General features: G+C 60.3%; 20 protein-coding genes and 3 pseudogenes. 17 read left to right on the top strand and 6 right to left on the bottom strand.

The genetic code is table 11. From position 1 onward, the window contains the following. Positions 1–129: 129 nt before the first annotated feature. The 6 genes from ACEPAJ_RS12090 to ACEPAJ_RS12065 all read left to right on the top strand — a co-directional run bounded on the left by ACEPAJ_RS12090 (position 130) and on the right by ACEPAJ_RS12065 (position 4,483). Positions 130–825, top strand: a complete 696-nt coding sequence (locus ACEPAJ_RS12090) for an alpha/beta fold hydrolase (RefSeq protein WP_425915028.1) — start codon at positions 130–132, stop codon at positions 823–825. Further along, positions 804–938 (top strand): alpha/beta fold hydrolase, encoded by a 135-nt coding sequence (locus ACEPAJ_RS12085; protein WP_425915027.1) that lies wholly within the window; start codon positions 804–806, stop codon positions 936–938. Before ACEPAJ_RS12090 ends, ACEPAJ_RS12085 begins: the two co-directional genes overlap by 22 nt. Then, positions 935–1,798: an alpha/beta fold hydrolase gene (locus ACEPAJ_RS12080; protein ID WP_425915026.1), complete on the top strand. Its 864-nt coding sequence runs from the start codon at positions 935–937 to the stop codon at positions 1,796–1,798. Before ACEPAJ_RS12085 ends, ACEPAJ_RS12080 begins: the two co-directional genes overlap by 4 nt. A 50-nt stretch (positions 1,799–1,848) precedes the next feature. After that, positions 1,849–2,511 carry a glutathione S-transferase family protein gene (locus ACEPAJ_RS12075; RefSeq protein ID WP_425915025.1) on the top strand — a complete coding sequence of 221 codons (663 nt, stop codon included), beginning with the start codon at positions 1,849–1,851 and terminating at the stop codon, positions 2,509–2,511. After that, the gene (locus ACEPAJ_RS12070; protein ID WP_425915024.1) at positions 2,508–3,320 is read left to right on the top strand and encodes a DUF4892 domain-containing protein; all 813 of its coding nucleotides are present in this window, start codon (positions 2,508–2,510) and stop codon (positions 3,318–3,320) included. The genes ACEPAJ_RS12075 and ACEPAJ_RS12070 overlap by 4 nt, the downstream gene beginning before the upstream one ends. Positions 3,321–3,409: 89 nt before the next feature. Next, complete coding sequence (locus ACEPAJ_RS12065; protein WP_425915023.1) at positions 3,410–4,483, top strand: AI-2E family transporter; 1,074 nt, start codon at positions 3,410–3,412, stop codon at positions 4,481–4,483. An 11-nt stretch (positions 4,484–4,494) separates the two neighbouring features. Here the strand turns inward: ACEPAJ_RS12065 and ACEPAJ_RS12060 are convergent. Beyond that, a pseudogene (locus ACEPAJ_RS12060) lies at positions 4,495–5,519 on the bottom strand (patatin-like phospholipase family protein). A gap of 233 nt (positions 5,520–5,752) precedes the next feature. On the opposite strand from ACEPAJ_RS12060, the gene ACEPAJ_RS12055 reads away from it, so the two are divergent. The 7 genes and pseudogenes from ACEPAJ_RS12055 (at position 5,753) to ACEPAJ_RS12025 (ending at position 12,338) form a co-directional block, all read left to right on the top strand. Continuing rightward, positions 5,753–6,031: a hypothetical protein gene (locus ACEPAJ_RS12055; protein ID WP_425915022.1), complete on the top strand. Its 279-nt coding sequence runs from the start codon at positions 5,753–5,755 to the stop codon at positions 6,029–6,031. Next, positions 6,031–6,639 (top strand): flavin reductase family protein, encoded by a 609-nt coding sequence (locus ACEPAJ_RS12050; protein WP_425915021.1) that lies wholly within the window; start codon positions 6,031–6,033, stop codon positions 6,637–6,639. The genes ACEPAJ_RS12055 and ACEPAJ_RS12050 overlap by 1 nt, the downstream gene beginning before the upstream one ends. 98 nt (positions 6,640–6,737) lie before the next feature. Beyond that, on the top strand, positions 6,738–7,655 hold the full coding sequence (locus tag ACEPAJ_RS12045) for an AAA family ATPase (RefSeq protein ID WP_425915020.1): 918 nt from the start codon (positions 6,738–6,740) through the stop codon (positions 7,653–7,655). Next, positions 7,652–8,608, top strand: coding sequence for a DUF58 domain-containing protein (locus tag ACEPAJ_RS12040; RefSeq protein WP_425915019.1), 957 nt, complete (start codon positions 7,652–7,654; stop codon positions 8,606–8,608). The genes ACEPAJ_RS12045 and ACEPAJ_RS12040 overlap by 4 nt, the downstream gene beginning before the upstream one ends. Further along, on the top strand, positions 8,605–10,599 hold the full coding sequence (locus tag ACEPAJ_RS12035) for a transglutaminase TgpA family protein (protein ID WP_425915018.1): 1,995 nt from the start codon (positions 8,605–8,607) through the stop codon (positions 10,597–10,599). Before ACEPAJ_RS12040 ends, ACEPAJ_RS12035 begins: the two co-directional genes overlap by 4 nt. Before the next feature lie 70 nt (positions 10,600–10,669). Then, on the top strand, positions 10,670–11,443 hold the full coding sequence (locus ACEPAJ_RS12030; protein ID WP_425915017.1) for a CHAD domain-containing protein: 774 nt from the start codon (positions 10,670–10,672) through the stop codon (positions 11,441–11,443). 98 nt (positions 11,444–11,541) lie between these two features. Further along, a pseudogene (locus ACEPAJ_RS12025) lies at positions 11,542–12,338 on the top strand (acyl-CoA thioesterase). 17 nt (positions 12,339–12,355) lie between these two features. On the opposite strand, the gene ACEPAJ_RS12020 reads toward ACEPAJ_RS12025, so the two are convergent. The 3 genes and pseudogenes from ACEPAJ_RS12020 to ACEPAJ_RS12010 form a co-directional block, all read right to left on the bottom strand. Further along, complete coding sequence (locus ACEPAJ_RS12020; protein ID WP_425918021.1) at positions 12,356–13,111, bottom strand: methyl-accepting chemotaxis protein; 756 nt, start codon at positions 13,109–13,111, stop codon at positions 12,356–12,358. Positions 13,112–13,225: 114 nt separating this feature from the next. Continuing rightward, positions 13,226–13,384: pseudogene (locus ACEPAJ_RS12015) on the bottom strand (HAMP domain-containing protein); the annotation flags it as partial. 634 nt (positions 13,385–14,018) lie between these two features. Further along, the gene (locus tag ACEPAJ_RS12010) at positions 14,019–14,843 is read right to left on the bottom strand and encodes a TatD family hydrolase (RefSeq protein WP_425915016.1); all 825 of its coding nucleotides are present in this window, start codon (positions 14,841–14,843) and stop codon (positions 14,019–14,021) included. A 234-nt stretch (positions 14,844–15,077) separates the two neighbouring features. Between ACEPAJ_RS12010 and ACEPAJ_RS12005 the strand changes: the two genes are divergently transcribed. Further along, positions 15,078–16,463, top strand: a complete 1,386-nt coding sequence (locus ACEPAJ_RS12005; RefSeq protein WP_425915015.1) for a transglycosylase SLT domain-containing protein — start codon at positions 15,078–15,080, stop codon at positions 16,461–16,463. A gap of 124 nt (positions 16,464–16,587) precedes the next feature. Further along, entirely contained in the window at positions 16,588–17,022 is a 435-nt protein-coding gene (locus ACEPAJ_RS12000) for a DoxX family protein (RefSeq protein WP_425915014.1), read from the top strand. A 58-nt stretch (positions 17,023–17,080) separates the two neighbouring features. Here the strand turns inward: ACEPAJ_RS12000 and ACEPAJ_RS11995 are convergent, their stop codons facing one another. Both ACEPAJ_RS11995 and ACEPAJ_RS11990 read right to left on the bottom strand, forming a co-directional pair. Beyond that, positions 17,081–18,103 (bottom strand): lipase secretion chaperone, encoded by a 1,023-nt coding sequence (locus tag ACEPAJ_RS11995; protein ID WP_425915013.1) that lies wholly within the window; start codon positions 18,101–18,103, stop codon positions 17,081–17,083. Positions 18,104–18,166: 63 nt separating this feature from the next. Then, entirely contained in the window at positions 18,167–19,111 is a 945-nt protein-coding gene (locus ACEPAJ_RS11990) for a triacylglycerol lipase (RefSeq protein ID WP_425915012.1), read from the bottom strand. A gap of 525 nt (positions 19,112–19,636) precedes the next feature. Between ACEPAJ_RS11990 and ACEPAJ_RS11985 the strand changes: the two genes are divergently transcribed. Together ACEPAJ_RS11985 and pap are read left to right on the top strand one after the other, a co-directional pair. Next, complete coding sequence (locus tag ACEPAJ_RS11985) at positions 19,637–19,945, top strand: class I SAM-dependent methyltransferase (RefSeq protein WP_425915011.1); 309 nt, start codon at positions 19,637–19,639, stop codon at positions 19,943–19,945. Between the two features lie 75 nt (positions 19,946–20,020). Beyond that, entirely contained in the window at positions 20,021–21,508 is a 1,488-nt protein-coding gene (gene pap / locus ACEPAJ_RS11980) for a polyphosphate:AMP phosphotransferase (RefSeq protein ID WP_425915010.1), read from the top strand. The last annotated feature ends 109 nt before the right edge of the window (positions 21,509–21,617 follow it).

Below are 21,617 nucleotides of genomic sequence, written 5' to 3'. Positions count from 1 at the left end.
CCGTCAGTGCGGCTGATGGGGTCTCCCATCAGCGTTGGCTACAGTGCCGTCATTCACTGGCCGCTTTGTCATTGCTGCCTGTCAAACACTGCCGGACAATCAGTCCAACTTCCCTGATAAGCCCCCGCCATGACTCAGTCTGTGTTCTTCGCCCATGCCAACGGCTTTCCCTCGGCCACTTACGGCAAGTTGTTTTGCGCGCTGGCACCTGATTATCAGGTGCAGCACCTTGACCAGCATGGCCACGACCCGCGTTTTCCAGTGAATGACAACTGGAGCAATTTGGTCGATGAGTTGATCCATCATCTCGAAGCCAATCAGCAGCCGGTATGGGGCGTTGGGCATTCATTGGGCGGTGTGCTGCATTACCACGCCGCCTTGCTGCGCCCTGAGTTGTACCTTGGGGTGGTGATGCTCGATTCCCCAGTGCTGACCCTGGCCGACAAAATAGTGATTCGCGCGGCCAAGCGCTTTGGTTTTATTGACCGCATTACCCCGCCGGGCGCACCCTGGGCCGGCGTGAGGAGTTTGTCGACCTGGCCGAAGCACGCGGCTATTTCGCCACCAAGAGCCTGTTTCGCCGCTTCGACCCCGAGTGTTTGGAGGCTTATGTTCAGCATGGCCTGCAGGCGAGCGCGAATAACCTGCGCCTGCGCTTTGATCCCGCCACGGAAATCAGCATTTATCGCAGCGTGCCGCACACCAGCCCTGGGCGCCCGCAGCAACTGCAAGTGCCGCTGGCTATGGTGCGGGGTCGGCACAGTCGGGTGGTCATGCCGCACCACACGCATCTGGTGCGGCGTGTGCCGAAAGGTGAGTACCTGACGCTGCCGGGCGGCCATATGTTCCCCTTGGAGCGCCCGCAGGACACCGCAGAGCTGCTGAAAAAACTCTTCCAGCGCTGGTCCGGCCAGCCCACAAACGAGCAAAGCGCATGAGCCTGAATTTCGAAGAGGTGCGCCTGCGCCTACCGCACATTGAATTAGCCGCCCATCTGTATGGCCCTGAAGATGGCCAGCCAGTGATCGCCCTGCACGGCTGGCTGGATAACGCCGCAAGCTTTGCCCGGCTGGCCCCTTTGTTGCCTGGGATGCGCATTGTGGCCCTGGACTTTGCCGGGCACGGCCATTCCGATCACCGGCCGCCCGGCGGCAGTTATGCCATCTGGGATTATGCCTACGACGTGCTGCAGGTCGCCGAGCAGTTCGGCTGGCAACGCTTTGCTCTGCTGGGGCACTCGATGGGGGCGATTGTCTCGGTGCTGCTGGCGGCGGCCATGCCGGAGCGTATCGAGCGCCTGGCGCTAATTGACGGGCTGATTCCTTACACCGGTGAAGCAGACAGCGCGCCGCACAAGCTCGGTGAAGCGCTTAAGGCGCAGCTGGCGCTGGCCGGTAAGCGTAAACCGGTATACGGCGAATTTTCCCGCGCAGTCGAAGCACGCATGCGTGGTGTTGGCGCGGTTAGCCGTGAGGCGGCCGAGCTGCTCGCCCAGCGTGGCCTGATGCCGGTGCCCGGCGGTTACACCTGGCGTACCGACAGCCGTTTGACCCTGCCATCGCCACTGCGCCTGACCCATGCTCACGCCCTGGCATTTGCGCGCAGCCTGCAGTGTCCAACTAAGTTGGTGATGGCGCAGCAAGGGATGTTGCTGGCGCAACCGGATGTCAACGCGTTGCTTGCGGGGCTGGCTGTCGAGGTGGCGCAATTGCCTGGCGGCCATCATCTGCACCTGGATGACGACGTAGGCGCGGGCTTGGTAGCAGACTGTTTCAAAGCTTTCCTGGGCGCGGCTTGACTTGCTGAAGGCAACTGGGGAAAGGTGTGGCGATAGCCACGGAGATTCGCATGATCGACCTGTATACCGCCGCCACCCCCAACGGCCATAAAGCGTCCATCGCACTGGAAGAGCTGCAGCTGCCGTATAACGTGCAGGCATTGAGTTTCGACAAGCAGGAGCAGAAGGCTGCGGCCTTCCTCAAGATCAATCCCAATGGTCGCATTCCGGCGATTGTTGACCGCGACAACGATGATTTCGCGGTGTTCGAGTCCGGCGCCATTCTGTTGTACCTGGCCGAGAAAACCGGTCAATTGCTGCCCAGCGATGCCAAAGGTCGCTCGCGGGTGATTCAGTGGTTGATGTTCCAGATGGGGGGCGTCGGCCCGATGCAGGGGCAGGCCAATGTGTTCTTCCGCTATTTTCCGGAAAAGCTGCAAGGCCCCATCGACCGCTACCAGCGTGAGACCCGGCGCCTGTATGAGGTGCTCGATACGCGCTTGAGTGAAGCGCAGTACCTCGCGGATGACTACAGCATCGCTGATATCGCCACCTATCCCTGGGTGCGGATCCACGACTGGGCTGGGGTGTCGGTCGACGGGCTTGAGCATTTGCAGCGCTGGATGGCTGAACTGGCCGAACGCCCAGCGGTGCAGCGCGGCTTGTTGGTGCCGCAGCGCGAAGAAGACGGCGACAAAATCGTCAAAGCCGCCCAGTCGATGTTGATCAAATGAGCCGGTTTAATACTTATTGCCTCGGCCTAAGCCTGCTGCTGGCCAGTACCGTTGCGAGCGCAGATGTACCGGGCAGTCATGACCTTGACGTGCTGCCGCGTTTTGCCGGAAGCACGATTGTCAGCTTCAAGGATGTGGCCGAGCAGGAACGCATCTACCCGCAAGGCTCGATACGGCGCATCAGTGGCAACCTGCGTTATGAGCGAGAAGTCGCCGCTAAAGGCGAGTTAACGGCCGTGACCTATGAGTTGCCGCGCACCCACTCGGCCAATGAGGTGTTCGCTAACGCCCGGGAAGCCCTGCAAGCGCAAGATGCCGAACTGCTGTACTGGTGTGTGGGCCGCGAGTGCGGCTCAAGCAGCCTGTGGGCGAACGCGGTATTCGACAACACCAGGCTGACGGGCGCGGATGACGAGCAAACCTATGCCTTGATGCGCCTGGCTGAACCCCGCCAGGACAGCCTGTTAGCGTTGTACAGCATCACCCGCGGCAACAAACGCGCCTATCTGCATGCCGAATTACTCACGGCCAATGCTGCACTGGGTGAGGTACTGCCATCCCCGGCGACGCTGCAGCGCCAGCTGAAAAGCACCGGTGAACTGCGTCTGGCCAAGCAGGTCGAACCCAGCGCGGCGTGGGCTGAATTGCTGGCGCGTAGCCTGCGGCTCGACAGCACCTTGCGCGTGAGTATCAGCGGTGCCCAGGCTGAAGCCTGGCGTGAGGCGCTCGTTGCACAACGTGTACGTGCTAGCCGCCTGGAATTAGGTGAGCCAGATGTCAGTGGTGTGCAACTTAACGTGCTGCGTTAGCACCTCAGTGGCGCTACGCTTGTCGCTATAAAACTTCCCGGCTCTGCCCCTATGGCAGAGCCTTTTTTGTTGTGCAGGGAGCAGGGTAAATGGCCAATAACGATCGGCTGCTGGTGCAGATTCTGCTTCTTTTCTTATTGGGCGCGAGCCTTTGGGTGTTGGCGCCGTTCTGGTCGGCGCTGTTTTGGGCGGCGGTGTTGTCGTTTGCCAGCTGGCCGGTGATGCGCGTGCTGACGCGTTTGCTCGGCGGGCGCCAGGCGTTGGCGGCGGGGCTGCTGACGCTGGTCTGGACTGTGGTGGTTGCCGTACCGCTGGTGATGCTCGGGTTCAACCTGGCGGATCACATCAAGGATGTCACCGCCTTGCTCAAGGGTTTTCAGGTCGAAGGATTGCCGCCAGTACCGGCGTGGTTGGCCGGCGTACCGCTGGTGGGGGATCGTCTGGTGAGTTTCTGGCTGACCATCGACCAACAGGGCGCCGCGTTTTTCGCCACGGTACGGCCTTATTTGGGGCAAGTGGGTAACTGGCTGCTGGCGCGCAGTGCGCAGATTGGCGGTGGCATGCTGGAGCTGGCGCTGAGTTTGATTTTGGTGTTCTTTTTCTATCGCGATGGGCCGCGCCTGGCCGCATTTGCGCAAAGCCTGCTGCAGCGTTTGATTGGTGATCGCGCCGACCACTACCTGGAGCTCGTGGCCGGTACGGTGCAGCGGGTGGTTAACGGGGTGATTGGTACGGCCGCCGCGCAGGCCATTCTGGCCTGGGTAGGCTTTACCATTGCGGGTGTGCCCGGTGCGTTGGTGTTGGGGGTGATGACCTTCGGCTTCAGCCTGATCATGGTGCCACCACTGATCTGGGGCCCCGCTGTGGGCTGGTTGTTCTGGCAGGGCGAAGTCGGCATGGGCATCTTCCTGCTCATTTGGGGCATCTTTGTGATCAGCGGCGTCGACAACATCCTCAAACCTTACCTGATCAGCCGCGGCGGCAACTTGCCGTTGATTGTGGTGTTGCTTGGGGTGTTTGGCGGCATCCTGGCGTTTGGCTTTATGGGCCTGTTCCTTGGCCCAACGTTGTTGGCAGTGGCCTACAGCTTGCTGAGTGACTGGGTAAGAACTCCCATTGCGAGCAACAGCAGTGCTGAGCCTGCCGAGCCGCCACGCAGCTAGGTGCTCAGTGGCTAGCGCTCTCCGCGTTCGTATTTATCCAGCGTGTCGCTGGCGATCTGCCGACCGAGCATGATCAGCTCCGGGGCCTTGTAGAACTCAAAGAAGCGGCATACTCGTTTGGGCACGTTGATCAGGATGTCCGGCGGGTAGCCGGCAATTTTGTACTGTGCCAATGAAGTCTGCATGACCTCAAAACTCTGGTTGATCAACTCAAGCAACGAGGCGGGGCCGCTGAGATCGGCCACCCGCGAGCCGCTGGCCGATTTCGGTGCGGCGGGCTTGTTCAAACTGCTGCGGGCATTGTGCTGCCAAGGATTCATGGCTTCAGGTTGCACGCCATTGTCGCGCTCTTCGAGCAAGAGCATTTCGTCATCTTCGCCGTGTTTGCGTTTGAACGAAGGCAGGTGCGAGCCCAATGAGCTCATCAGCAGGTCGAAACGCCCTTTGAGTGCGGGCGTGCGCTCGATTATCGGCAGCTCGTACTGCCGCTGATTATTCGAGTTGAGGTTAACCGCGACAATCAAATCGCAGTGGCTGGACACCACCGGCACGATGGGCAGTGGGTTGAGCAGGCTGCCATCGACCAGCATGCGGTTGCCTTGAATCACTGGGGTGAACAGGCTGGGAATTGCCGCCGACGCGCGCATGGCCTGGTGCAGGCAGCCTTCCTGAAACCAGATTTCCTGCTGATTGGTGAGGTCGGTGGCCACTGCAGTAAAGGGGATCGACAGGTTTTCGATGTCGATTTCGCCGACCATTTCGCGAATCTTGCCGAAGACTTTTTCTCCGCGAATCGCCCCCAGGCTAAAACTCACATCGAGCAGGCGTAATACGTCCAGGTAATCCAGACTTTGTGTCCATTCCCGGTATTCATTGAGCTTGCCGGCGGCATAGATCCCGCCGACCACCGCGCCCATGGAGCAACCGGCAATGCAGGCGATTTCATAGCCACGGGCTTCCAACTCTTCGATTACCCCGATATGCGCATAGCCACGCGCACCCCGGAGCCCAATACCAGTGCAATACGCTTACCCATCAGCCTGTCCTCCGTAACTAGATATGCAGTGAACATACGCGCGGTACAGCGCGCCGCCAAGGCGCGATTTGCTTAGTATCCATGGCATTCACGCTCGAATGCGCGGTTGCTTGAGGTGTGGGCACTTTTATCTGTTTTGTGCGTCTGAAAGGCTGTGTTAACGCGTGGCGATCAGGTGTTATTCAGCATCCTGATACGCAAGCAAAGTATGTCTCTCTTTCTGGAGTTACCTGATGAAACTGTGGATTGTGTTGCCTATGGTGTTGCTGGTGCTCAGTGGTTGCGCCGGAAAAACCGCTTATCGCGACAGCTGTGCCAACCAGTTAGATGCCTCCTGGCGTGAGCTGGACTTGGCCAAGGCCGAGGGTTTTGCCGGCACCGTGAGTTACTCCAAAGCCTTGTCACTGCTGACCGCGGCGAAAACCCAGCAGCAGTTTGAAGCCTACAAAGGCTGTACAGCGAAGGCTGAGCGGGCGCGTTTCTACATCCGTGAATCGCGAGCGGGGCGTTAATGCAGCTTAATTTCAGCACCCTTGAACCGCTTGAGCGTTATCGCTGGTTAGCGTCGACCATCACGCCGCGGCCGATTGCCTGGGTCTCCAGCCTGTCGGCAGACGGGATCACTAACCTGGCGCCGTTCAGCTTTTTTACCGTTATCAGCGATGATCCCGCGACCCTGCTGATAAACGTCAATCACCGGGGCGATGGCAGCCTGAAAGATACCTTGCTGAATGTGCAGGCCAGTGGCGAGCTGGTGATTCAACTGGTGTCTTTCGAGCAGGCCGAGGCGATGAACGCCAGCGCGGCGCTATTGCCTCACGCCATCAGCGAATTCGAACACTGTGGCATCGCCAGCCTGCCGTCGGTGCATGTTAAGCCGCCGCGGGTGGCCGGGGCGGCAGTGGCTTTCGAGTGCCGTTTGGTTGAGGCCATGCCGTACCCAAAGGCGGCACCTAACTGCCACCTGTTGTTTGCCGAAGTGCTGTTGGCGCATATCGATGAGCGCGTGCTCAACGAGCAGGGCCGCATTGATGCCGGCAAGCTCGACTTGATTGGTCGCCTCGGCGGCGCGGCCTACTCACGCACCACCGAGCGCTTTGATCTAAAACGGCCGTCCTGAGCTGTTCGTGTCACAAGTTCGTCAGTAAAGGTTTCCAGTGGCTATGCCCTGGCCGCGTCGCGCAGTAGCATCGTCCGCTAGCCTTTAAGGAGTGGTTCATGCGCGCCAAACTGGAAACTGTGCTGCAGACGGTCAATCACGTGCTCTTGGGCAAGGAGCCGCAGGTACGCCTGGCGCTGACTTGCCTGTTAGCCCAAGGCCATTTGTTGATTGAGGACTTGCCCGGTATGGGCAAAACCACCCTCAGCCATGCCCTGGCCAAAGTACTGGGGCTGAGTTTTCAGCGTATCCAGTTCACCTCTGACCTGCTGCCGGGGGACATCCTTGGCACCTCGGTGTTCGACAAGGACACTGGGCAGTTCATCTTCCATCCTGGGCCGATCTTTGCCGAGTTGGTGCTGGCCGATGAGATCAACCGCGCTACGCCGAAAAGCCAGAGCGCATTGCTTGAGGCCATGGAGGAGGGCCAGGTGACCATCGAGGGCGCGACCCGACCGTTGCCTGAACCGTTTTTTGTCATTGCCACGCAAAACCCGGTGAGCCAGGGCGGCACCTTCGCCTTGCCTGAGTCGCAGCTGGACCGCTTTCTAATGCGCTTGTCGCTCGGCTACCCCGGCAAAGCGGCGGAAAAAGCACTGTTACTCGGTGATTCGCGGCGTTTCTTGTTGCCCAATCTGCCAGCGCTGCTGGATCACGCTGAATTGGCGCTGATTCAGGCCGAAGTGCCAAAGGTGCGCGCCAGCGATGCCTTGGTCGATTATGTGCTGCGCCTGGTCGATGCCACACGCACTCAGCCGCAATTTGCCTGGGGTCTGTCACCGCGGGCCAGCCTGGCACTGCTCGCCGCGGCGCGAGCTTGGGCGTTTCTCGCCGGGCGTGATTATGTGATTCCGGAAGACGTTCAGGCGGTGTTGCCTTCGGTGGTCGGTCATCGCCTGCGTGAACGTGCTGACCCGGCCGGGCATGGGGCTGGCAGTTTGGTGCAGTGGCTGCTGCGTGAGGTGCCGGCGCTTTGATCGCTCAGCTCAGGCCACGCTGGAATCGCTGGCTGACCCGGCGCATTCCGCCCGCAGCCAGTGTGCGGCTCAACCAGCGACGAATTTTTATCATCCCCAGCCGGGTCGGCGCGGCCTTTATGTCGGCGTTACTGCTGATGTTGCTGGCCGCAATCAATTACCAGAACAGCCTGGCTTACGGCCTGACGTTTCTGTTGGGATCGGTGTTTGTTGTCGCCATTCTGCACACCTACCGCAACCTGGCCGGGCTAATCATCAAGGCCGGCAGCACACCAGCGGTGTTTGTTGGCGAGCCCGCCGGCTTTCGCGTACGCCTGGAAAGCAGCCAGCGGCCGCATCAGGCCGTCAGCCTGGGTTGGCCTCCCGCCGAGTTACAGACCCTAGACGTGCCGGCTCAAGGCGTGAGCGAGTGTCAGTTGAACCTGCCTGCGTTACAGCGCGGCTGGCTGCGGCCAGGCCGTTTGCGGGTCGAGAGCCGCTTTCCGTTGGGGATTTTGGTGGCTTGGAGTTGGCTCGACCTGGATCAGCGCGTCTTGGTCTATCCGCGTCCCTTGGCGGGTGAGTTGCCGCTGTCCGCCGGTGCCAGTGAAGACCAGGACGAGGAGGGCAGTCGTCCCCATGGCCAGGGTGTCGATGATTACCAAGGGCTGAAAAACTATCAGCCGGGTGATTCCAAACGGCGTCTGCACTGGAAGGCCTATTCCAGAGGCCAGGGCCTGTTGGTCAAGGATTTTGTCTCGATCAGCGGGCGTGATCTGCATCTGGATTTCGACGCCATGACCGGTGATGTTGAAACGCGCTTGTCATTACTCTGCCATTGGGTGCTGCAACTGGCAGAGCGCCAGCAGCCATTTGCCCTGAGTTTGCCGGGCCAGCTGTTGAGCGCCGATAGCGGCGAGCTGCATCGTGATGCCTGCTTGCGCGCGCTGGCACTGTTTGGCCGTGCGCCATGAGCCGAGTCATGACAATTCCCCGGGTCAGCCTAACGTGGTTGCTGGTGGCGCAGCTGCTGGTGATTATTCCGCACCTAAGCCATTTGCCGTTGTGGATCATCGGCCTGTGGCTGGGCAGTGCGGCTTGGCGGATTCAGATTTTCCGCATGCGCGCGCGCTACCCGAATGCCTGGGCCAAGGGCGCGTTGATGCTGGCGGCAGCCGTGGGGGTGTTTGTGTCCCGCGGCAGCTTAGTCGGACTGGATGCCGGGGTGGTGCTGCTGATCGCCGCGTTTGTCCTCAAGTTGCTGGAAATGCGCACGCGGCGTGATGCGCTGGTGTTGATCTTCCTCGGCTTCTTCGTGGTGGTCACCGCCTACCTATTCGATGACAGCATGCTGATGGCCTTCTACAGCCTGTTGCCGGTCACCGCCTTGCTTGCCGCGCTGATTGGCCTGCAGCAGAGCAGCCTAGCCACTCAGCCGTGGCCAACTGCGCGCCTGGCTGGCAGTCTGATGCTACAGGCGCTGCCGGTGATGCTGCTGCTGTTTGTATTCTTCCCGCGCATGGGGCCGCTCTGGTCGTTGCCGGTGCCCAACGACAAGGCCACTACCGGCCTATCAGACAGCATGGCGCCGGCGGATATTGCCGACCTCAGTCGCTCCGCCGCGTTGGCGTTTCGCGCCAGTTTCAATGGTGCAACGCCGCCACGCAGTGAACTGTATTGGCGTGCCTTGACCCTTGATCGCTTCGATGGGCGGCGCTGGTCACAATCTGATTACGCCGAGTTTGCTCCCAGTGCGCAGTGGCAGCCACGTGGTGCAGCGCTTAACTACAGCATTGTTATGCAGCCGAGCGGGCAGCGCTGGTTGTTTGCCCTGGATGTGGCGCAAACCAATCTAGAGCAGACGCGGCTGATGAGTGATTTTCGCCTGCAGCGTCGGCAACCGGTGGATCGCTCGTTGATCTATCAGGTCAGCTCCTGGCCGCAGGCGTTGCGTGAGCCGCAATTGGCGGCTGGACTCATGCGCCGAGCCTTGCAACTGCCGGCGCAAGGCGAACCGCGCAGTCGTGCCTGGGCTGAGCAGCTCAAACGCGACTATCCCCAGCCTGAGCAGCTGGTGCAGGCGCTGCTCAGCCACTTCAACCGTGAGCCCTATGCCTACACCCTGCGTCCGCCGGCGCTGGGGGTGAATAATATCGATGACTTTCTGTTCGAGACGCGCAGCGGCTTCTGCGCCCACTATGCCGGCGCGATGACCTTTGTGTTGCGCGCGGCTGGCATTCCGGCGCGGGTGGTGGCGGGCTATCAAGGCGGGGAGTTCAACCCGGCGGGCAACTATGTGCAGGTGCGGCAATTCGATGCCCATGCCTGGGTTGAGTATTGGCAGGCGGGACGTGGCTGGGTCAGTGTCGATCCAACCTTTCAGGTAGCGCCCGAGCGGATCGACCTGGGGCTGGAGGAAGCCTTGGCAGGCGAGCAGAGTTTTCTCGAGGACTCGCCCTTTTCGCCACTGCGCTATCGCAACCTCAGTTGGCTGAATGAGCTGCGCCTGGCTTGGGACAATGTGAATTACGGCTGGCAGCGTTGGGTGCTGGGCTACCAGAGCCAGCAGCAGTTGGAGTTTCTGCAGCGCTGGTTGGGCCGTGTCGATGCCCAGTCACTGGTAATCGGCTTGGTCGGCGGCGGTGGCGTGCTGCTGGGTATGCTCGCGCTCTGGCTATTCAAACCTTGGCAGCGAGAGCGTGACGTACAGCAGCGCTTGTTCCGCCGTTTCGAGGCGCTGCTGGCGCGCCATGGTGTACCGCGGTATCCCGGCGAAGGCCCGCGCGACTATGCCGCAAGGGCAGGCCTGCTGTTACCTGACCAGGCGCAGGCGATTGCAGATTTTGCGGCGGCATTCGAGGCGCAGCGCTATGCCGGTCAACTGCTAAGTGCCGTGCAACTGCGTCAGCGTCTAAAGGCACTGCGCCGGGAATTGCCATGGCGTTTTACCCGTGCGCAGCCCTAGTGACGTTTGAGCACTTGTGGCAAATCAATAAGCGCATAAGCTTGGGGCACGATTTCACAGGAGTGAGGCGATGCAAGGCTTGAAGGATGAGATACAGCAGCACGTTGTGCGCACGCAGGTTCGTTTGTTTGCCTGTCGTGAACGGCTGCAGGCGGACACAGACAATGAGGCGCTGCATGATCTGCGCATTGCCTTGCGCCAACTGCGCAGCCTGTTGCGGCCGCTAACGGCGCTGACAGCCTGCGCGGACCTGCAACAGCGTGCGGCCGAGTTGGGCCGCTTGACGGGGCCGCTGCGTGACCTTGAGGTGCTGCACGGTTATTTGCACGAGCAAGGGCTCAACATGGCCGCGCAGGCGCGCCAGCCACTGCTGCGCCAGGGCTATAGCGCGATGCTGAGCAGTGCACCGCTGGCACAGCTTTTGACTGCCCTGGATGAGTGGCCGCAGCAGTGGCGAGAAGCGGCCGGCAGCGGAGAGCTGCATGGCCTGCATACGTTGATTGGTAAGCGCTTACGCAAGGATCGCCAGCGTTTGCTGCAGGCGCTGCTTGATCCGACCCATGACCGTCACCGCCTGCGCTTGCTGGTCAAACGCCTGCGCTATGCGGCTGAGGCTTATCCGCAATTGAGCGAGTTATCAGGGCGCACGCGGATGCGCTTGAAACAGGCGCAGTCCGCACTGGGTGATTGGCACGACCATTGGCAGTGGTTGCTACGCGCCGAGAGCGAGGCTGATTTACAGCCGTGCGTGCCCACTTGGCGCGCAGCCATGCAGCGGGCTGAGCAAGAGGCCGATCTGGCCTTGGCGCAATTGGCTAAGGCTTTTGCCCGCGCGAAGGGCTGATCAGCGGATATACCTTCGGCTTATTTGGCTGAAATGCCGTGCCAATCACCGCTGTCTTTGCCCTAAGATCACCGGCATCTTTAGTGGTTGAGGTGGTTATGGGCTTTTCCGAGTTACTCCAAGCGGTGCGCGACAACCCGCAGGCCGTGCATATTCCCGCGCAATGGGGGCAGGGGCGCGCCAGCTTTGGCGGCCTGGTGGCGGCGTTGGTATACGAAGCCATGCGTGCCCAGGTGCCCGATGGACGCCCGCCACGCTCCCTGGCGATCACCTTTGTCGGCCCTGCTGCGCCGGATGTACCCATCAGCTTTACCGTGGAAGTGCTGCGTGAAGGCAAGGCCGTCAGCCAGGTGCTAGGCCGTGCCGTACAGGATGGCCAGGTGGTGACCATCGTGCAGGGGAGTTTCGGCGCCGGGCGTGATTCACGCATCGCGGTTCAGGCTGAGCCGGCCCGCAGGCCAAGCCGGTCGATGAATGCCAAGAGCTGCCCTATATCCCCAACGTAACCCCGGAGTTTACCCGTCACTTGGCAATGCGCTGGGCCATTGGTGGCATGCCGTTTAGCGGCAATCCATCGCGGGAGATGGGCGGGTGGGTACGTCTGCGCGACCAAACCCGCATCGAGGCTGCCGATGAAGCCCATCTGCTGGCCCTGGTTGATGCCTGGCCGCCTGCGGTGCTGCCGCATCTGACTGCACCGGCACCCGGCAGCTCGCTGACGTGGACCATTGAGTTCGTGCAGCCCATGAGCACCTTGAGTACCGCGGACTGGTGCCTGTACCGCGCGCAGATAGAGCATGCGCGCGACGGCTACGGGCATGTAGCCGCAGCGCTATGGTCGCCAACAGGGGGGCTGTTGGCGATCAGTCGCCAGACCGTGGCGGTGTTTGCCTAGGACGCGTTGAGCACGCTCTAGAGCTTGAGCTGGCGAATGGCGGTATTTAGTTCGCCGGCCAGGCTGGCTAGGTCAGCACTGGTGACGGCCGACTGGCCGGTGCGGCTGACGGTCTGTTCGGTTACATCGCGAATGCGGATCACCGCGCGGTTCATCTCTTCGGCCACCTGGCTCTGTTGTTCAGCCGCGACGGCGATTTGCGTATTGCTTTCACGCATGTGCGCCACGGACTCGGTGATAGCAGCCAGCGCCTGACCGGCTTCATCGGCTTGTTTGACGCACTCATCGGCCTTGATCGAGCTGTCCTGCATAAACTCCACGGCATCACGGGTGCCACTTTGCAGGGTGTTGATCATCTGGGTGATGAGGTCGGTCGAGTCCTGTACGCGCTTGGCCAGGTTGCGCACTTCATCGGCGACCACGGCAAAGCCTCGCCCCATTTCGCCTGCGCGGGCCGCTTCGATTGCGGCGTTAAGGGCGAGCAGGTTGGTCTGTTCGGCGATGCCATGAATCTCGCTGACCACGCCGCCGATCTTCTGGCTGTCGGCAGCCAGTTGCTCGATCATCTGCGCGGTTTGCTGCACGCCGCTGGACAGCCCGGAAATGGACAGCGCCACGCGGTTGACCACCTGCTGACCGCTGCGGGTCAGTTGCTCGGCGGTTTTCGATTGATCGCGGGTGTCGGCGGTGTGCTCGGCAATATGGTGAACCGTGGCGGACATTTCGTTGATGGCCGTGGCGGCCTGTTCGGTTTCGCTTTGCTGCTCCAGCATGCCGTGGCGCACATCACGCATATTGCCGGCCAGGCGTTCGGCGCCTTCATCCAGCTGCGCTGCCGACTGCGCAACAATGCCCACCACTCGTTGATAACCGGCTTGCATGGCATTGAACGCGCTGGCCATTTGGCCCACTTCGTCACGGCAGTCGAGTGGTACGCGGGCGCTCAGGTCGCCGCTTTTCTCGACCTGTAGCATCACGTCCTTGAGGGTGTTTAGGTGGCTAAGGAGGAAACGAATCAATAATTGCGACGCGGCAAGCAACAACATCATCAACAGCGCGACGACCCCGGCATAGCTGAGGGCACGGTCGAAAAATACGTCGCTGAAGCTCGGCGCCACAGCGCTGATGGCCAGGCGCTGACCGTCTTCACGGACGATAACCTCAGCCCCGATCAGACCCTCACTGCCGTTTAACTCGACCCAGCCGCGCGCGTTGAGCAAGGCGCTGCCCTGGTTGTCCGGCAGGCGCGGTGCCTGATCTGCGCTAAAGCTCAGCAGGTTGTTGGCGCTCGGCAAGGCCTGGCCTTGAGGCCATTGGCTTAACAAGCGGGCCTGTTGCTGCGCCGCCTGCTTGGCCGCGTCGTAATGCGATTGTTGTTCCAGGTGCAGGGCGTAGAGCACCAGTAACAAAGTGGTGAAGAAGGCCACCGCGTTTACAGCCCAGAATTTGTATTTCAGGGAAAGATCGCTAATCCAGTGACTCATGCACATCTCTTCCTTGTGAAGGTTGATTGCCGGTATTCAGATTTGCTGGGTAATCGAAGGCAATTGTTCGACAAGCCTTATATCGGCGAAGAGCCCATCGGGTTTAGGCCGCCGGCTAAAAATCATTTTTGGCAAAGTGCCAGCAGTATCGGCTAAAGCCAATCATGGCCTATTGATCCTTATCAATAGGCCCCACTCAACTGGCCGATTGAGCACTATTCAGGCTTGGCAAATTGAAGAAAGCCTGTGCGCTGGCACTGCTGTGAGCAGCCACGTCCTGCTCAGTTTCACCGCGGTGTAGGGCCACTTCACGGAGCACTTCAACAAGAAAGGCCGGCTCATTGCGGCCGCTCTTGGGTTTCGGCCGCAGGCTGCGTGGTAGCAGGAAGGGCGCATCACTTTCCAGCATCAGGCGGCCGCGGGGTATTTCCTTAACCAGTGGATGCAGGTGGCTGCCGCGGCGTTCGTCACAGATCCAGCCCGTAATGCCGATATGCAGGTCCATATCCAGGTAGTTGAACAGCGCACGTTTCTGCCCTGTGAAGCAGTGCACCACGGCTGCCGGTAGCTGGTCACGGTAGTGGCGCAGGATTGCCAGCAGGCGCTCGTCGGCATCGCGTTCATGCAGGAAGACGGGCAACTGCAGCTCCACCGCAAGGGCCAACTGCTGCTCAAGCACAAGTTCCTGTTGCGGGCGTGGCGAGAAATCACGGTTGAAGTCCAGGCCGCATTCGCCCACTGCACGCACCCTGGGATCGGCCAGAAGGGCCTTGTGTTCGGCGTAGCTGTCGCTGTTCCAGCTGCTCGCATCGTGTGGGTGCACACCCGCGGTGCTGAACAAATGCTCGGCGCTATCATCCAGCTGTCGGCAGAGTTCCAGGGCGTGCTGGCTTTCGCCTAGGCTGGTACCGGTTAGCAGCATTTGCTGGATGCCCGCCGCATAGGCACGTGCGAGGAGTGCTTCGCGCTGTTCGGCAAAGCTTGGATGAGTCAAATTGACGCCGATATCGATGAGTTGCATGGTGCTACCTGCTGAATTGACAGGCCAGCATAGCAGAGCTTTTTAAATAGATTAAAAGTCAACAAATACAATGACTTAAATCGTATATGTGATGTTGCGTGTGATTGCTAGCTGGTATCCGCGGGCAGGCTGTGCCAACCTCCGCGCCCCGCGCGAGGGGCCGTTGCCCTGTACGTAGGCTGTTTCGATGGGCTGCTGCACTGAGCGATCGGCCGACTTTTCCCTGGAGCCTTGATGGTGCGAGTGCTGCTCACCTGCTGCCTATTGCTGCTGTCGTGCACGGCAGTCGCGCGCGTGGCTGGGCCGTTAGAGGTTGAGCAGGCCAAGGCCGCCCGAGATCTTGCGAGTATCCGTAGCAGTGGTGAGTTGCGCGTGCTGGTCAACCAGAGCCGCAACAGCTCCGGTGAGGTCAAGGGGCAGAGTATTGGCGTTGAGTACCAGCGCATGCGCGCCTTCGAGCAGTACCTCAACCGCAACGCGCGTGATGGCCGTACGCTCAAACTCAAGGTCATACCCCGTGCCAAGGATCAGCTGCTAGCGGCCTTGCAGCGCGGTGAAGGTGACTTGGTCGCCCCTGGTGAGCTGCTGAATATACCGCCGGGCAGCAAACTCAGCGCCAGCGTGGCGATCCGCAGCAATGTACCGCTGATCATCGTTGCTAAGCAGGGTAACCGGCGTTATCAGAACCTTGAACAGTTGTCCGGACGCAGCCTGGCGTTGCCTGCGGGCAGCGTAGCGGGTGAGGCCATCCGGGCGCTCAACCAGCGCCTGATCGCAAGCAAGCGTTCCCCGATCATTGTCGAATGGGTCGACCCGAGTCTGGCCGTCGAGGATGTATTGGAAATGGTCCAGGCTGGCATCTTCAGCGTCACGGCGGTCGAACAGCCGATTGCCGAGCGCTGGGCCAAGGTCATGCCCAAGCTGCGTCTGGATCGTCATTTGCCGCTGTCCAAGGACGGCGACATGCGCTGGTATGTGCGCCGCGATACGCCAATGCTTGGCGCGAGCATCGATCGTTTTCTCAAGGGCTACCGCGACCCAGCGGACCAGGACGCGGCGTTCCAGCGCGTTTACCGGCGCTTGTACAAGGTGCATTACCCGCTCGGTCGCACTGAGCGTCAGCGTCTGGAAAGGGTGCGCTCGGTGCTGCAGCGCTATGCCAGCCAAAATAACTTTGACTGGCTGGCCCTGGCTGCCGTGGCCTTTAAGGAATCCACCCTTAACCCGGCTGCACGGGGGGCGGGTGGTGCCACGGGGCTGATGCAGATCACCCCGGCGGCGGCACGCAGCGTGGGTGTCAGCAATATCAATGTGCTGGATAACAATGTGCAAGCCAGCGCCAAGTACCTGGCGCTGATCCGCCGCAACTACTTCAATAGCCCGCAGCTTAACGAGCGTGAGCGCATGGCTTTTATCCTGGCCGGCTACAACATGGGGCCGCAACGGGTGCAGAGCCTGCGTGCGGAAGCGCGTAGGCGCGGCCTGAATCCTAACCAGTGGTTCTTTCAGGTGGAACGTGTGGCCATGGAGCAGATCGGCATGGGCGTCGTCAGCTATGTGAATAGCGTCAATAAGTACTACCTTGCTTATGACCGTGAGCGCTATTTGCTGGAGCCATAGCGCAGGGTAGAAGGGCAGATATATTAATTTTTTAGATTGTTTGTAGCGATTTTATCCGCTTTAAGTATTGGTAAATTTGTTTAATCTGCACGCCATCAACTCCTCACTACAAGGACCGCTGCATATGAACACGCTGATCAAATCTGTTGTTGCTACTCAAGCGGGCTACGGCCTGACCGTGCTGCGCATTATCGCTGGCCTGACTTTTGCCGCCCACGGCGCGCAAAAGCTGTTTGGCTGGTTTGGCGGTTATGGCCTCGAAGGTGTGGGCCAGTGGATGGAAAGCATCGGCCTGGCCCCGGGCTACCTGCTGGCGCTGATGGCGGGCAGTGCAGAGTTCTTCGGCGGCCTGGCCTTGGTCATCGGTCTATTAGCGCGCCCTGCGGCTGCCGTATTGGCAGTGACCATGGTGGTGGCGATTGCCACGGTGCACCTGGCCAATGGCTTCTTTATGAGCAACAACGGTTATGAATTCGCTCTGGCGTTGCTGGCCATCAGCGTAGCGATTCTGCTTGAAGGTGCTGGCAAGCTGTCGCTGGATAAGCGCATCGCCAATTAAGCGTTACACGACTCGGCAGCAGCTTGCTAAAAGCCCACTTCGGTGGGCTTTTAGCGTTTTAGGGGTGTGGCGTTTTCTGGGTCGCCAGCTGTTCGGCGGCTTCCAAACGCAGTTGTTCACGCTCGTTGAAGTTTTCTATGACCAGTTGGGCAATGGCGCTGCGTTTGTCACTGTCGCTTAGGCCGGTATTGTTCTCGATAGTGGCTTTGTCGCGGCGGTACTGAGCGATGCGTTTTTTCCAGGTCTTTCGCTGTTGGTCGAGTACTTCCAGGCGCTGAGTGGCTTCAGCCCCCACCAGGTGCTGGCGCAGTTGGCGAATCTGTTCGGGTTCTGCGCCGGCGGCCTTTAATTGAGCCGTCTGCTGGCGCAGATCGTTCTGCAGTTGTGGCAATACCGTGTCCTGCATCTCGGCCGGCAGGCTGTTGCGCAGCTGGTCGACGGCGGCGGCTTTACCAGCATCGTTTAACTGCGTGTTATGCAGGATGGCCAGGCGCTGCAGGGTGAACTGGTTGTAGGCCGTTTCCCTGGCAAAGAACGCCTGCTGGGTCTGAGCATCAAAGATACGTGCCCGTAGGGCCTGCACCGCGGCCTCGCGCTGGCGCAGGGCTTCCAGGTTGGCCGTCTGTGGCAGGTCGCGCTCGAGCAGCACCAGTTCGCGTTTGTAGTCGAGGTACTGGTTGAGCAGGGCCAGCGCCTGCCCACGGGCATTGGCCGGCAGTTGCGCAGCAATGTAGGCGCGTAATCGCTCGACACTGGTGCGCAGCGGTTCTTCGCCTGCGGCGGCGAGGAAGTAGTCGAAGACCCGTCGAATGTCCTCGCTGATGAGCAAATTGCCATCGGCATCCAGACGAAAGGTGCCATCCACCGTTGTACCACCGAATGAGGCGGGCAGGTTTTTCAAGGGGCCAACTCTGCTATTCGGCTGTTTTGGGAGCGGGGTAGTGGGCTGTGTTGCTGCGGGCTCTAAGGTAGGTGATGTGTTGCGGCTGAGCTGGGTAGGCGTTTGCAGCGGTTGCAGGTAAAGCGCCAGCGCCAGGCATAGGGCGAACAGCAGCGGGGATAGCAGCAGGATTTTTTTCACAGGCACTCTTTAGACGGTAATTGTAGAAACGCCAGGGGCTGTTTGCAGCCCCTGGCACATCCATTACAGGCCGTCGTTTTTCAGGCGGTTGGCATGTTGCCGATAGACCGTGACCGGGTCGGTCTCGAACAGGCTGGTTAGCCCTAGTGTCTGGTTAACCTCATCGAGGTGGTTCATCCGGTAGTTGTCGCGAATCACCTTACCCATGTGCGAGCTGCAGCGGCCGACCAGGCCATCGTTGGCTGCGCCGTTGAAGGTCAGCGCGGTGGCACCCAGCAGCAGGTCACTCGGGTCGATAATATTGGTCACCGGGCTGGTTCCGCTCCACGAGTAGTAGCGCACGCCGTTTACGCTGTAAGCGCCTTCACCGCAGGAGGAGGTGGGAATGCCTTGCGGAAACTTGGCGTTGAAGCGCGCGGCGCCTTGGCTGTTGAGTGATTCCAATGAGCCCAAGGCGTTTTGCGGGCTGGTGCTAGAACTGCCGGACAGGAAGTTGATCAGCGTGCCGAGGCCATTGACGATGCCCGCGAGCAAGGTTTCACCGGCCGAGCCGGGCGGTACCTGGCGGATAAAGTCGGCAGCGGCCGAGCCTTTATGCGGTGCGCCGACGCTGGTGGCTGAGGCAATCAGGTTGGGGCTGACGGCGGCGACATAGCGAATGGTGGGCCCGCCATGGCTATGACCGATCAGGTTGACCTTGGGCTTGCCGCTGATGGCGACAATCTCCTCCACCTGTGCCAGCAGTTCTTCGCCGCGAGCTTCGGAGGTGTTCAGTTGGCTGACCTCGGTGATGTACACGCTGGCCCCGTCGCGACGCAGCGCGCCTGGAATGCCGTACCAGTAGTCGATACCGAGCAGGCTGTCGAAACCGAGCATGCCATGTGCCAGGACGACCGGGTATTTGGTTTGCGTATAACCGGAGGAGCCAAACCAGAAGGCCTGGGTGTTGCCAGAGGCCAGTAAACCGGCGCCGAGGCAGAGGGCGAGCAGAGTCTTATTGTTGTTCATGTGTGCTCTCGCTAGGGTTGATCGGGCTGTTCAAGGCAATCCATGCAGCCAAAACGCCGATCCTGCGGCGTGTACGTCAGCTGAGGGTTATTGGCAGAAAGCGTGCCAGTAGTAGGCGAAGTGACTTTTAGCGCTCTATTTCAGGTGTTTTGTCTGATTTTTGCCGCTTTTAACCGCGTGTTAGTGGCGCGGTCTGTTACGCAGCGTAACGTTGCAAGGACGTCGTGAGGCCTCAATAACGTGCTGTGGGGCTGCGCGTTGCACGCCACTTCAAAGCCGCGCGAGGCTAACTAAGCAGCCAACTGGCGGCGCGTGCTTGATGCCGTGTATTGACAGCTTTACGCGGCCTTCTCTAGGATGCCAACCCATGCGCCGATTTAAACAGCTACTTGCGGGGCGCCGGGTTGCTTGCTCACAGCACAACCCTCAGAAGTACTCCACGGAGGCTTCGAAATACCGCTAAAGCGCTGGTTCGGTGTCGCCTCTCACCGCTGCCCAGCGGATCCAATGAGGCGGAGACACACCATGACCTGTCCCCAACCGCTTATTCGCCTGGCCCCCATTACCTCTGGGCTGGTGCAACGCAATCCGAAAATCCTGCTTGGCGGCAGCCACCAGCCAACCCTGCTGCGTTACCTCGACGGCTGGCCAAAACGCTGGGCGGGGCCGCGTACCTTTCTGATCAATTTTGTTCACGATGGTGAATCCTTGGCGCGCTTTTCCAGCAATCACTTCGATATGGCGGTGATCCAGGCGCCGACATCGGCGCAGCTGGAAGAGACTGTGCGGCAGCTGACGCGCGTGGCCAAGCAAGGGCTGATTACTCGGCGTTAGCCGCAGGGCAGGTGCTTGGTCAGCCAAGGCACGGCTTATCCGCTAGGCTCAAGCGATATTGTCAGGGAGTAAAGCATGTTCGAATCTGCCGAGATTGGCCGCTGCATCGATAAAGACACCTTCGACGCTGAGGCGCCAGCCCTGCGTGAGGCGCTGCTGGAGGCGCAGTACGAGCTGCAGCAGCAAGGACGCTTTGCCGTCCTCATCCTGATCAACGGGATTGAAGGGGCGGGCAAGGGTGAGACGGTCAAACTGCTCAACGAGTGGATGGACCCTCGGCTGATTCAGGTCAGCACCTTCGACCAACAGACCGATGAGGAACTGGCGCGCCCGTCGGCCTGGCGCTACTGGCGACAACTGCCGCCCAAAGGGCGCATCGGCGTGTTTTTTGGCAACTGGTACAGCCAGATGCTGCAAGGGCGCGTGCATAAGCGCATCAAGAATGCGGTACTCGACCAAGCTATCGACACCACGCTGGGCATGGAGCGCATGCTCTGTGACGAAGGCACGCTGATCTTCAAGTTCTGGTTTCACCTGTCCAAGCAGCATATGAAGGCGCGCCTTAAAGCGCTGCGGGACGATCCGCTGCACAGCTGGCGGATCAGCCCGCTGGACTGGCAACAATCGAAAACCTACGACAAGTTTGTGCGTGTCGGTGAGCGCATCTTGCGCCGGACCAGCCGCGACTACGCACCGTGGTATGTGGTGGAGGGCGTGGATGAGTATTACCGCAGCCTGACTGTCGGGCGCATTCTGCTCGATGGCCTGCAAGCCGCGCTGAAGGCAAAGAGCCGGCCGCTGCCTCACCCTCATGCGGCACCGCTGACCTCCAGCCTGGGTGAGCACGGGCTGCTGGATAGCCTGGACATGAGCCAGGTCTTGGACAAGGACACGTACTCCGAGCAACTGATCACTGAGCAGGCGCGGCTCTCTAGTTTGATGCGAGACAAGCGCATGCGTCGGCATTCGCTGATCGCGGTGTTCGAAGGCAACGATGCAGCGGGCAAGGGCGGGGCGATTCGCCGGGTGATTGGCGCGCTCGATCCACGTCAGTACCGTATCGTGCCGGTGGCCGCACCCACTGAGGAAGAACGTGCGCAGCCGTATCTCTGGCGCTTCTGGCGGCATATTCCCGCGCGCGGCAAGTTCACCCTGTTCGACCGCTCCTGGTACGGCCGGGTGCTGGTGGAGCGGGTCGAAGGCTTCTGCGCACCTGGCGACTGGCTGCGCGCCTATGGCGAGATCAATGACTTTGAAGAGCAACTCAGCGAAGCCGGCGTGGTACTGGTGAAGTTCTGGTTGTCGATTGATCAGCAAACCCAGTTAGAGCGCTTCAAGGCCCGCGAGCAGATCCCCTTCAAACGCTTCAAAATCACCGAAGACGATTGGCGCAACCGCGAGAAGTGGCCGCTGTACCGCGATGCAGTGGGCGATATGGTCGACCGCACCAGTACAGAGATCGCGCCCTGGACGCTGGTGGAAGCCAATGACAAGCGCTTTGCCCGGATCAAAGTGTTGCGCACCATTAACGAGGCGCTTGAGGCGGCGTTCGACAAGCACTGAGTGGCTACGCGCCAGGGCTAGAGGATGGTTGCGCATACGGCTGATGAATGATCATCGCCGCGCGAGATTGTTCGGTCTTATTCTCATGGGCAACTTAACCCGATGACAA

It is taken from the genome of Pseudomonas sp. GWSMS-1 (assembly GCF_049847425.1).
Lineage (GTDB): Bacteria > Pseudomonadota > Gammaproteobacteria > Pseudomonadales > Pseudomonadaceae > Aquipseudomonas.
This window is presented reverse-complemented; position numbering and strand designations above follow the sequence as displayed.